General features: G+C 36.6%; 5 protein-coding genes and 1 riboswitch. Of the genes, 2 read left to right on the top strand and 3 right to left on the bottom strand.

What is annotated here, in order from left to right; genetic code table 11:
* Positions 1 to 19: 19 nt before the first annotated feature.
* On the bottom strand, positions 20 to 3,823 hold the full coding sequence (gene metH, locus MY04_RS03580) for a methionine synthase (protein WP_066206440.1): 3,804 nt from the start codon (positions 3,821 to 3,823) through the stop codon (positions 20 to 22).
* Between the two features lie 100 nt (positions 3,824 to 3,923).
* Positions 3,924 to 4,032, bottom strand: a riboswitch (SAM riboswitch).
* A 559-nt stretch (positions 4,033 to 4,591) separates the two neighbouring features.
* Here metH and MY04_RS03575 point away from each other — a divergent pair.
* Both MY04_RS03575 and MY04_RS03570 read left to right on the top strand, forming a co-directional pair.
* A complete protein-coding gene (locus tag MY04_RS03575; RefSeq protein WP_066206437.1) occupies positions 4,592 to 7,519 on the top strand; it encodes a SusC/RagA family TonB-linked outer membrane protein in 2,928 nt (975 codons plus the stop codon).
* Between the two features lie 29 nt (positions 7,520 to 7,548).
* Positions 7,549 to 9,186 (top strand): RagB/SusD family nutrient uptake outer membrane protein, encoded by a 1,638-nt coding sequence (locus MY04_RS03570; RefSeq protein ID WP_066206434.1) that lies wholly within the window; start codon positions 7,549 to 7,551, stop codon positions 9,184 to 9,186.
* Positions 9,187 to 9,298: 112 nt separating this feature from the next.
* On the opposite strand, the gene MY04_RS03565 is transcribed toward MY04_RS03570, so the two are convergent.
* Both MY04_RS03565 and MY04_RS03560 read right to left on the bottom strand, forming a co-directional pair.
* Positions 9,299 to 10,336: an endonuclease/exonuclease/phosphatase family protein gene (locus tag MY04_RS03565; RefSeq protein ID WP_066206431.1), complete on the bottom strand. Its 1,038-nt coding sequence runs from the start codon at positions 10,334 to 10,336 to the stop codon at positions 9,299 to 9,301.
* An 841-nt stretch (positions 10,337 to 11,177) separates the two neighbouring features.
* On the bottom strand, positions 11,178 to 12,866 hold the full coding sequence (locus MY04_RS03560; protein ID WP_101958131.1) for a ribonucleoside-diphosphate reductase subunit alpha: 1,689 nt from the start codon (positions 12,864 to 12,866) through the stop codon (positions 11,178 to 11,180).
* Positions 12,867 to 12,874: the final 8 nt, after the last annotated feature.

The following is a 12,874-nucleotide window of genomic DNA, read 5'->3' as shown; positions in this document are numbered from 1 at the left end:
GGTATTCTATAATTGTGAATTACAGAAGAACTGTTCCCAACCATCTTCTCATTTCGTGTTCTGGTCGGTTGACACGTTCTGCGTAATCTTTTAATTGATCTTCGTTGATTTTACCCAAACCGAAGTATCTCGATTCTTGGTTACCGAAATACCAACCTGATACCGCTGCAGCAGGCGTCATGGCATAGCTTTCAGTCAATTCAACACCAATGTTATTGGTAACATCAAGAAGCTTGAATAATTTGTCTTTCTCTGTATGATCTGGACAAGCAGGGTAACCTGGAGCTGGACGAATACCTTGGTATTTCTCATCAATCAGATCTTCATTATTAAAGATCTCATCTTTTGCATATCCCCAAATTTCCTTTCTTACTTTCTCGTGCATCAATTCGGTAAAGGCTTCTGCTAAACGATCGGCCAATGCTTTCACCATGATACTGTTATAATCATCATGATCTGCTTCGTATTGTGCGACCAACTTATCTAAACCAATACCTGCAGTTACCGCAAATCCACCAATATAATCTTGCCTACCTGACTCTTTAGGAGCAACAAAATCGGTTAAACAGAAGTTTGGCTTACCTGCAGCCTTTTTATTCTGCTGCCTTAAATGACATAACAATTCTGTTTTCTTAGAACGATCTTCCTTAAAGAATATCGAATGATGATGATCAGCATCTGGTAATTCAACATCAGTAGCTTCGAAATCATACAACTCGATGTCATCATCATTAACACTGTTCGCAGGGAAGAAACCAATTACAGCATTGGCTTGTAATAATTTTTCATCAATGATCTTTTGGAGCATCGCTTTAGCATCTTTGTAAAGATCTGTCGCTTGTACACCTACGATTTCATCTTTTAAGATTGCAGGGAAACGACCAGCCAATTCCCAAGTTTGGAAGAATGGAGTCCAGTCTAAATACTTTGCAATTTCCTCTAAGTCATATGCTTCGAATACTTTTGTTCCTAAGAACGATGGCTTTGTAATTGATGAAGTTTCCCAATCAATAGCCAATTTATTCTTACGAGCATCCTCGATTGAAATCAACTTTTTAGCACCTTGGCGTTTAGCATGAGACTCTCTCAATGCAGCGTATTCATCTTTGAATTCTTGAATCACCTCTTTAGTGTATTCCTTATTTTCAGAAGTATAAGCTGAAGCAATTGGTACTGACTTAGAAGCATCTAATACGTGAACAACTGATCCTGAATAATGAGGGTCAATTTTTACCGCCGTATGTACTCTTGAAGTCGTTGCCCCGCCAATCATTACTGGAATATTCAGTTCTTGACGTTCTAATTCTTCAGCAACGTAAACCATTTCATCTAATGATGGAGTGATCAAACCACTCAATCCGATAACGTCTACTTTTTCTTCAACAGCTGTTCTAATAATTTTATCCAACGGCACCATTACTCCAAGGTCAATGATCTCGAAGTTGTTACAAGCTAGTACTACACTTACGATATTTTTACCTATATCGTGTACATCACCTTTTACGGTCGCCATCAAGATTTTGCCGGCAGAAGATGAAGCTGATAATTCTGGATTATTGGCTTTCTCTTCTTCAATATATGGAATAAGAATCGCTACCGCCTTTTTCATCACACGTGCAGATTTTACTACTTGAGGAAGGAACATTTTACCTTCTCCAAATAAATCACCTACTACGTTCATACCATCCATCAAAGGACCTTCGATCACTTCAATTGGACGAGCGAATTTCTGACGTGCTTCTTCTACATCTTCATCAATAAATTCTACTAAACCTTTAACTAAGGCATGAGATAAACGTTGTTCTACTGGATTTTCTCTCCAAGATAAGTCCACCTCTTTTTTCTTACCTTTTGATTTTACTGTTTCTGCAAAATCAACTAAACGTTCAGTGGCATCTTCTCTTCTATTCAAAAGAACATCTTCAACATGTTCTAATAAATCTTTTGGAATTTCTTCATACACCTCGATCATACCTGGGTTCACAATACCCATGTCCATACCTGCTTTACCAGCATGGTATAAGAAAGCGGAGTGCATGGCTTCACGAACCGCATTATTTCCTCTAAAGGAGAATGAAATGTTGGAAACACCGCCACTTACCATCGCATGTGGTAAGTTCTCTTTGATCCATTTTGTGGCTTTAAAGAAATCAACTGCATAGTTGTTGTGCTCTTCGATACCAGTGGCCACTGCCAAGATATTCGGATCAAAAATGATGTCTTGAGGTGCAAAACCTACTTTATTGACTAGAATATCATATGATCTTGAACAGATTTCTTTTCTTCTCTCGAAGTTATCTGCTTGACCATCTTCATCAAATGCCATGACAACTGCCGCAGCACCATATTTTTTGATGGTTGTTGCTTTATAAATAAAGTCCTCTTCTCCTTCTTTCAAAGAGATAGAGTTGACAATACCTTTACCTTGCAATGTTTTCAGACCTGCTTCAATAATTTCCCATTTTGATGAATCCACCATAATCGGAAGCTTGGCAATATCTGGTTCAGAAGCGATTAGATTTAAGAAACGCGTCATACATTCCTTAGAGTCCAACATCCCTTCATCCATATTGACATCAATTACTTGAGCACCACCTTCTACTTGGTGTCTTGCAATTTCGATAGCAGCTTCAAAATCACCATTTTCAATCAAACGACGGAATTTAGCAGAACCTGTTACGTTGGCTCTCTCACCCACGTTAACAAAAATACTTTCCGGCTTGATCGTTACAGGTTCTAAACCACTTAATCTTTGGTAAGGTGCTTGAGTTGGAATTTCTCTTACCTTAGCTTTGCTGAAGGTCTCCGCAATTCCATTAATATGGTCAGGTGTTGTACCACAACATCCACCAATAATATTCACTAATCCATCAAAAGATTCTAAGATTTTACTCATCTCTTCTGATGTCTGATCGTACTCACCAAATTCGTTAGGAAGACCCGCATTTGGATAGGCTGAAACGTTGGTATCAGCAACACGAGATAATTCTTGAATGTATGGACGAAGTAAATCTGCGCCTAATGCACAGTTCAACCCAACACTAAATAGATCCGCATGTCTGATAGAGTTCCAGAATGCTTCTACTACTTGTCCGGATAGCGTTCTACCCGATGCATCTGTAATCGTGCCAGATACCATCAATGGTAAACGTTCACCTTTATATAAGTTAGGAAATTCAGTTTCTCTCCCTTTTGGAGCTGCGGAAACTACCTTGCCTTCTTCAACATCAGTAAAATATTTATCTGCAGCAAATAAAGCCGCCTTACAGTTTAGTGTATCAAATACTGTCTCGATTAAGATTGTATCCGCTCCACCTTCTGCTAGACCTTGTACCTGTAAATAATAAGCTTCAACAAGATCATCAAAAGTAACCGCTCTATAACCTGGATCGTTTACATCTGGAGAAATAGATGCCGTTCTGTTTGTTGGTCCTACAGCTCCCGCTACAAAACGAGGTTTGAGAGGTTCCAATTCAGTGTACTCAGCAGCTGCTTCTTTTGCCAATTTTGCAGAGGCGTAGTTCAACTCATACACATCCGGCTCCATTTGATAATCGGCCATAGCGATCGTCGTACCACTAAATGTATTCGTCTCAACGATATCAGCTCCTGCTTTGAAATATTGTTTGTGAATATCACGAATAATATCCGGCTGAGTGATAGAAAGCATATCATTGTTCCCTTTCACATCACATGGGTGATCTTTAAATCGTTCACCTCTGTAATCCTCTTCACCTAATTTATGCTTTTGAATCATGGTACCCATCGCACCATCTAGTATGAGCACACGCTCTTTTGCTAACTCTCTGAGTTTTTTCGACATCTGATATTTTAAAAGTTACGTTTCACATCCTCTCCAATTGAAGAGTTAAAAACGTGCTTAAAAGTTACTGTTGAGACTTCCATTCCTGATTGAATGCTATAGCTCATCTTTCTCGGACACCTCCGAGGCGGGATTTGGCACCTGTAGCTGGGCGCAACGGTTGCCATGACATCTACGAGCCCGATCTCTTATGTCATTCGTGATAAGCACAGTGCAAATTAAATACAAAATGAAGAAAAGACCATATTTTATTGAATGAAATCGCCTTTTCGTCATCAATTTTAATACGAATACTTAATTTTTTTCAATTTTTTTAAATGTTCAATTTATCCAATAAACATAAGAGTATTTGATACACTTTATAAATTTAGAAATGGGTTGCGCAATCTGTTTCGAAACCTTTCGTACAGAAAAATAAAATCACGTTATCCGTAAATGACAACCGATTGCGCAACATGTATCGCAACATTCCGAAACTTTAAAAAACAGAAATCCAAAAATAGTACAACAATAGTCCACTTTTAGACAAAAGAACTGACTTACAACAATTTGTAATTCTATAGATTAAGGCTTAGAATTGTAAAAGACAAAAACATAGCTATCTACTGCGCAAAACTTGAAATGAATTATAATTTACTGCTATTACGTATTGTCTAAAAGTTATCTAGCTAGAAATTCTCTATTACAGTCATGTTTGATGAAATGACAAACATGCCCATTTTTTTTGCACATGTCCGTTACATGTCCATTTAAAACTACATTTAACTAATGAAAAAATTATTACGTTTCTTCAGTCTAATGCTATTGATGACCATAGCATTCACGTCCACATTGTATGCTCAAGAAAGAAAACTAACCGGGACAATTCTCGATGAAAACAAAACTCCTTTACCTGGTGTAAACGTGATTGTCACAGGAACATCAAAAGGTACAACTACTGATTTTGAAGGAAACTTTTCTATTCTTGTTTCAGAATCAGCCAAAACGCTATCATTTAGTTATATCGGATTTTTTGAACAAGTAGTTGAAATCGGAAATAAAACTAAATTCTCTATCATTCTAAAAGAAGATGCTAAACAACTTTCGGAAGTAGTTGTAGTCGGTTATGGTCAGATGGAGAAAAAAGATGTGACAGGCGCCATGTCTTCTGTTAAGGCAGAAGATTTTAACCAAGGTGTGATGTCCTCTCCTGATCAATTGATTCAAGGTAAAATTGCTGGTGTTCAGATGACTCCATCTTCTGGGGAGCCAGGTGCAGGTGTCAACATTCGTGTTCGTGGTGGTACATCATTAACTGCATCCAATGAGCCTTTATACGTTATTGATGGCTTTCCAATTGATAATACTGCATCAGACCCAGGTACTTCTGGTGTATATTCAAATTCTGCTAGAAAAAATCCATTGGCCACTATCAACCCTGCAGATATTGAGTCATTTGATATCTTAAAAGATGCTTCTGCAACAGCTATTTATGGAGCTAGAGGTGCAAATGGTGTCATCATCATTACCACTAAGAAAGGTAAAGAAGGTACTGCTAAAGTAAACTATGATGCTTACTTTGGAGTATCGACTATTTCTAAAAAATTGGGCATTTTAACTGCTGACGAATACCGTGCAGCTACTGCTGCCGAAGGGACTACTCCTCTAGATTTAGGAGCAAATACGGATTGGCAAGAAGTAATGACACAACAAGCAGTGACTCAAAACCATAATTTGGGTGTTTCTGGAGGAACAAAAACAACTCAGTATAGATTCTCTGTCAATTATCTTAACCAAGAAGGTATTATGATTAATTCGGGTATGGAAAGAATCGGTGCCCGTATGAACATCACTCAAAAGTTATCCGATAAAGTAACGCTTGGTGCCAACATGATGGGTTCATTCACTAAAAACAACAATCTTCCATACGGCGTTGGCGGTGCCTTAGATGGTGGTGTCATCAATAACATGATCCGTATGTCTCCACTCCTTCCACAAGACTATTCTTCAGCAAACCAATTGGAGAAGAACCCTTATATCATGGCTACGAATGTTAGAGATTTTACCAACACGCAAAGAGTTTTAGGTAATGCTTTTATAGAAGCTGAATTAATCCCTGGATTAAAAGGCAAATTAAATGTTGGTGGTGATTTAACTTCAGCAAAAAGAAATGCTTATTTACCTGGTACTATTGAATGGGTTGGTAAAGGCAATGGTAATGCAGATGTTCGTAATAATTTCCTTCATAACATGCTTTTTGAAGGTACTTTAAACTATACTAAAACATTTGGTGATACTAAATTGAATGCACTTGCTGGTTATACTTATCAAGCATTTGGATCGGAGTACAATGCCATAAATGCTACAGGATTCCAAGTAGATAATATTGCAGAATATAACCTTAATGCAGCTAGTGGACTTGTTATTCCAGATTCAAACAAAGAATCTAACAAACTGATTTCTTGGATTGGTAGAGCGAATGTGAGTTTTAAAGATAAATATGTCTTTACTGGTACATTAAGAGTTGACGGGTCTTCAAGATTCGGTGCAAATAATAAGTGGGGTGTATTCCCTTCAGTTTCTGGTGCGTGGAGAATTTCAGAAGAGGACTTCTTATCAACAAGCACAGTGTTTAGTGACTTAAAACTTCGTGCAGGTTGGGGTATTACTGGTTCTCAAGAAATTGGTAACTACCGTTCACTTCCTACTTTAGATGGTGGTAAATCGTTCAGTGCAGTAGGTATCGGATCGGGTGTAACGTATAACAATTACGCTAACCCTGATTTGAAATGGGAAGAAACTTCTCAAATCAACATTGGTTTAGATTATGAATTATTCGAAGGTAAAGTATTTGGTACTATCGATGTATATCAAAAGCATACAAAAGATTTATTGTTAGAGCTTCAAGCGGCTCAACCTGCACCTGTTGATGTATTCTTACAAAATGTGGGTGAATTAAAGAACCAAGGCATCGAACTATCAATAAATACAGTCAACGTAGCTAAAGATAATTTCACTTGGCAAACCGGAATTGTTGCCGCTCACAACAAAAATGAGGTATTAAATATTGGCGATTATGATCAAATACTAACGGGCGCTGTTGGTGGTCGTGGTCAGGTAGGTCAATTTGCCCAAGTTATTCAAAAAGGACTTCCTTACGGTACTTTTTATGGCAAAAGATACGAAGGACTTGATGAAAGTGGTAATGCGATTGAATCAGATGATCTTCATGTATTAGGACAAGCACTACCAAAATGGACTTTAGGTATCAATAACTCTATGACGTTCGGTAAGTTTGATTTTAATTTCTTCTTTAATGGTGCGTTCGGACATCAAGTATTTAATAACACAGCACTTGAATTCTCTTCTACTAATGATATCTACAGCGATCAATCTACTTATAATGTGATGAAAAATGCTGTAAATGAAGGAATCAGAGCGACAAAATACAATTCTAAATTTATTGAGGATGCTTCATTCTTGAGATTATCAAACCTAACATTCGGTTATACTTTCGATATGAACGAAGTGAAATTTGTGAAAAACTTGAGACTATATGTTTCAGGACAAAATCTATTTGTCATCACAAACTACTCTGGTTACGACCCAGAAGTTAATGCTCCTGCGGGAGGTACTCAAGTTCCTCCAATTGGCATTGACTATAACAACTACCCTGCTGCCAGAACATTCATAGGCGGTTTATCAGTTGAATTTTAATCCTCTCTTTTTACTAAAACGAAACAATCATGACAAAAAATAAATGGATCAAGCTTTTTGCAATGGCTTCACTAATCGGAGCTTCAGCTTGTACTAACCTTGACGAAGATCTTCATAGCTCAGTGACGGATGAGTATTTCCAAAATCCTGAGAATTTAGCCACTGCCGTAGCACCGATTTATGCTTCACTTAGAAGTTTCTATCATCATGAAAACTATTGGGGTTTTAATCAAGTTTCCTCTGATGAAACGCTTGTTCCTACAAGAGGTGGTGACTGGTATGATGGTGGAAAATGGCTGCAATTAAATGCACATACTTGGGATGCTACTCATCCTCACTTACCTGGTTTATGGAATGCTCCTTACACTGGTATTGCTAGAGCGAATGGTTTATTAGAAACTTTAGAATCTTTTAATGAAACGGATGATATTAAATCAACTAAAGCAGAAGTACGTTTCCTTAGAGCTTATTATTACTTCGTTTTAATGGATATGTTTGGTAATGTACCATTAGTTTTGGTATCAAAGCACGATGGTGATACTCCAGCATCTTCTCGTCCTGAACTGACTCAATTTATCATTGATGAATTAGAAGCTGTAAAAGATATTTTACCTGCTTCACCTGCATATGCTAGAGTGGGCCAAGGTGCAGCTTATGGTTTATTGGCGAAGATTTATTTAAATGCTGGTGTCTATTTACAAGATGGTTCAACTGTTGTTGCTCCAACTACTGCTCAATTAGACAAGGTAATTGAATATACGACCAAAGTAGAATCCCTAGGTTATAGCCTCTATTCTTCTTACTTAGAAACATTCAAATTAGGGAATGAAGAAGGGAATACAGATTATATCTTTAGTATCACTTATACTGCTGATGATCCACTGGGTAACCATGGTAATTCATGGGGTGTTCATTACGATACTTATAAAGTGAAAGGTGTAGAATGGGCAGTTCCTTCAAAATGGAATGGCTTTTCTATAATGACTGATCGTTATGAATCATTTAATGATGATGATTTGAGAAAAGAACAATTCTACACTGAATTTGAATCTGTAAGTGGCGATATCGTTCAACACGAACCTGAATTACCATTATTTGATGCAAATAAAACACAAGGTGTTCGTTTGATGAAGTGGGAGCCTGATGCTGGTGCAGTAGGCGTTTCTTGGGGTGGATGGTCAGGTAACGACTTCCCTATCCTACGTTATGCAGATATTTTATTAATGCATGCTGAGGCATTGGCTCGTAAAGGGGATCCAGGAACTGCGATGCAAATCATCAATACATTAAGAACAGAAGGTGGTCGTTTTAAAAGTGGTTCTGCTATTGCAGATGCAAACACTCATTATGCTCAGCTATTATCTGATGGTAAAGTTGAGAATGAATTAGACTTCATCTTAATGGAAAGAGGTTGGGAATTATGTTGGGAAGGTGTAAGAAGACAAGACCTTATCCGTTTCGGCAAATACCTAGATGTATGGCAAAACAAGCAAATGGAGAATGATCCTGATGCTTTTGAATTAAGAATGAATGATCAAGATGTTGAATATCAGTTCTGGTTACCTTCTCAAGGCAAACCATCAGATGGTGTAAAAAGGTATTTATTCCCAATACCTCCTACACAGGTTGCCACCAACCCAAATCTTGATCAGAATACAGGTTATTAATTTCTTAAAAAGGAAAAAAGATCCGCATTTACTTTATTATTGAGATAAATTCAGACACCATCGAATTCTGTTCGATGGTGTTTTTTTTATTCGTTTTTTAGATGAAGATCCACTAATTAATTTCAAACTGAGCAAACAGAGCCATATGATCTGTCGGCCAAATGCCTAACGGAGACACAATACTATCTTCTGTGACTTCACTTACTACTTTATTATAGGCAATAGATGCTCTCGGACCTATCAAATACGTTTTCTCACATCTGATATTTTGAGAAGGATTGTAGAATATATAATCAATTCTATCCCTATCATCTGATTTTGGTGCCCAAACTAATTTAGAAAAATCAACATCCGGATTATATACAGGAAATGTAAAACCAGGGTGAGAAATTGGATTAGGGTACTGTTCTCTATAAACATCTTTAAAATTATTATCCTCTAATTCTTTGGTACAAGTCCATGGGATCACCAACCCATTATGTTCATATTTATGCTTATTCGCCTCGATCCAATCTAAGTGTGACGCCTCATTGAAGTCTCCAGCTAAAATCACTACCCTACCTTTATCCATTTCTTTTCTAGCATCAGCTATAAATAGTCTTATCGCTTCGATTCTCTTCGATCGATTATTGTCGTTTAGAATAGAATCTTTATCGAAAATAGGAGCCTTCAATTCCTTCCATGTACTTCCATCATATCCTCTTGGTAAATAAATTGCACAATTTCTGTAATCTAAATGAGCTGAATAAAAAGCTATTTCCAGATGATGAACATTAATAATAGCTTTAGTGATGGATCCCCTATCGTCTTTAACCGGATAAAACATTTCCTGCTTAACGATAGGATATTTTGATAAAATACCTGAATCTTGACTGCTATCCATATAAAAAGTAAAGCCCTTTTGCTTTAGATCTTCTACCATACGTTTTGCTAAAGAACTTTTATTATAGTTTCTCACCTCGCTTAAAGCAATAATATCAGCTTCTGAATTGATAATCTCTGTAATTATCGCTTCATATCCATTAGGGACAACCGTCCCTTCTTGCCATATATTAAATTGAAGGACTTTTATGTTATTTGATGATGATTGAGAACAAGAGGTAAAAAATAAAACCCCTAAGAATAAGGATAATAAGGTGTTTGTTTTCATGATAATGGATTCTAGTATTGTTGTTATCGATCGACGAAAAAAAATTTTTTTTTCAAAAAAAATCAAACTTGAATTGTACAAATTTTAAGCAAAATAAGTACATTTTTCAGAAAATCACACACTATTTTCAACCGATTGCACCCCATTTTTTATTAAAAATTGTCCTTCTATCTATTTCCGAAACCGATTGAAATTGTATTTATTACGCTTTTAAGTAGTTTTATCAAAATAATACAATTTTAACTATTTTCACATCTATATATCCACTTTATAATATTTGTAAAATACGAATGTATGTCGTACTATTGTAATGTAATATGAAATGAAAAACAGTCGAATACATAATAATAATGACGTATTTGACAAATATGAAAATGAAATAAAATTCTTTAATCAAACTCTCTTATTGTCCATCTTAAAAGAGTGATATAATAATAATACAATTATAAAAAATATGGCGGGTTGTAAGTAAAACTTTTGTCTATGGTTTTACAAGCGGTGTCAGAGGGTGCATACTCTCTGACATTCCCCAAAAAATCGAAGTGTTTAACACTTCAACCTTCTTACTATAAGTTGCAATCTAATTAATAAGATATTCTCTTCTTTGCTTCGGCAATGCGGTACTCGTTAAGATACATCTTAACCCGTATAAGAGATCATCCAGACTTCCACTGATGGATTTAATTAGTTTCGGCTCAATTTTGAGCGCGGGGACACTCTCCCGCCATACTTATAGACAAGTCTCCTATACCTTTCGGGGTATAGGGGTACTTGTCAAGAATTTAGATTATAAAAAAAGCTGTGTATCTCTACACAGCTTTTTTTGTATATCATTACTTGCTTAACCCTCACAAGACACGCAACCATCATCAGTTACATTCATCTGAGTTCTAAGGATACTTTCGCTTCTTTGGTAATAAAGTGTCTTCACCCCTAACGCATGTGCTTCTAATAACACCGCGTTAATATCCTTTACAGGAGTATTTGGAGGGAAGTTCAAGTTCAAGCTTTGTGATTGATCTAAGAATTGCTGACGTAAAGCAGCTTGACGAACAATCTGCATTTGATTAATCTCCTTAAATGTCAAGAATAGTTCTTTCTCTTCATCAGTTAAGCCATTGATGTTTTGAACAGAACCACCATCAGCAAGAATTTGTTTCCAAACTTCGTCTTCATTCAATCCTTTTTCTTCAAGTAGTTCTACTAGAAGTTTATTCTTTCTTGAGAACACTCCTTTTGCTGAATCCATTACATAATAGTTACTTGCCAAAGGTTCAATACCTGTACTGTAACCACCTGCAATTAATGCGTTTGAAGTTGTTGGTGCAACAGTTAAAAGAGTAGCGTTTCTACGTCCCGTATCCATCATCACTTTAGGTTCTCCATAGGCGTTAGCCAATTTTTCAGAAGCTCTAATAGATTGCTCTTTAATCTGTTTGAAGATAATTCTTGTCCAAGAATCAGCTGCGATACCTACAAAAGGAATTTTCTTCTTTTGTAAGAAACTGTGCCATCCAAGAACACCTAAGCCAAGAGCTCTATGATTTTTAGCAAAGTTCACGGCTCTTTGCATGTGCTCGATGTCTTTGGCTTTATCAATAAATTCTTCCATTACAGCGTCCAAGAAGAAAATAGCTGTTTCAACTACATCTGTATCTTTCCACTCGTCGTATCTCACTAAGTTCAGTGATGATAAACAACAAACAAAAGATTCTTCTTCGTTAGATGGAAGCATAATTTCTGAACAAAGGTTAGAAGCCTTAATTTCAAAACCTTGGTCTTTATACCATCTAGGTCTTTGATTATTGGCATTGTCCTTATACATGATGTAAGGAATACCTTTTTCAATTCTAGACTTTATCACTTTAGCCCATACTTCACGAGATCTTCTGTCACCCGATCTTACCTTATCAATAAAGTTGTCAGATACAGTTACTCCCATGAATATATTTTGAATACTTTTCCCAACGTCTTTAATCGTTAAGAACTCATCTATATCACCATGTTCTACATCCAAGTAAGCGGCAAGCATGCCTCTTCTTGTACTACCTTGATTTGTACCATTAATTACTGAATCGTACATTTCAAGGAATGGATAAACACCATTTGATGTTCCATTATTTGTGATTTTTGCACCTCTAGGTCTAACATCTGACATGTTAATTGATGTACCTCCACCAATTTTAGACATCATCATGACTTCGCCTAAAGAAGCACCAATTCCAGCAATACTATCTGGAATATAACTACCAAAACAACTAATAGGTAAACCTCTTTCGGTTCCCATATTAGACCATACAGGAGAAGCAGGACATAAATAGTTATTCCAAATCGCATCAAAGAACCTCTTTTCGAAATCGGGCCTTTTTAAACGACTTGCGGCTGCCTTAGCGATACGAGTAACTGCATCTCTTACAGTTTCTCCTTCTAATAAATAACCATTTTGTAAAGTTTGAAGACCTTCTTTTGTCATCCATTTTGGATTTGCTTCAAGATTAGAGGCCTCGGTAGTTAATGTAATTTCAGACATGTTGTGTA

Origin of the sequence: Flammeovirga sp. MY04 (genome assembly GCF_001682195.2) — a bacterium.
Classification (GTDB): domain Bacteria; phylum Bacteroidota; class Bacteroidia; order Cytophagales; family Flammeovirgaceae; genus Flammeovirga; species Flammeovirga yaeyamensis.
Note: the sequence above shows the minus strand (reverse complement) of the source record. Positions and strands in the feature narration are given on the sequence as shown.

Excerpts from the sequence above, each read along its gene's own strand:
- metH (WP_066206440.1), bottom strand. The coding sequence starts at position 3,823 with ATGTCGAAAAAACTCAGAGAGTTAGCAAAAGAGCGTGTGCTCATACTA.
- MY04_RS03575 (WP_066206437.1), top strand. The coding sequence starts at position 4,592 with ATGAAAAAATTATTACGTTTCTTCAGTCTAATGCTATTGATGACCATA.
- MY04_RS03570 (WP_066206434.1), top strand. The coding sequence starts at position 7,549 with ATGACAAAAAATAAATGGATCAAGCTTTTTGCAATGGCTTCACTAATC.
- MY04_RS03565 (WP_066206431.1), bottom strand. The coding sequence starts at position 10,336 with ATGAAAACAAACACCTTATTATCCTTATTCTTAGGGGTTTTATTTTTT.
- MY04_RS03560 (WP_101958131.1), bottom strand. The coding sequence starts at position 12,866 with ATGTCTGAAATTACATTAACTACCGAGGCCTCTAATCTTGAAGCAAAT.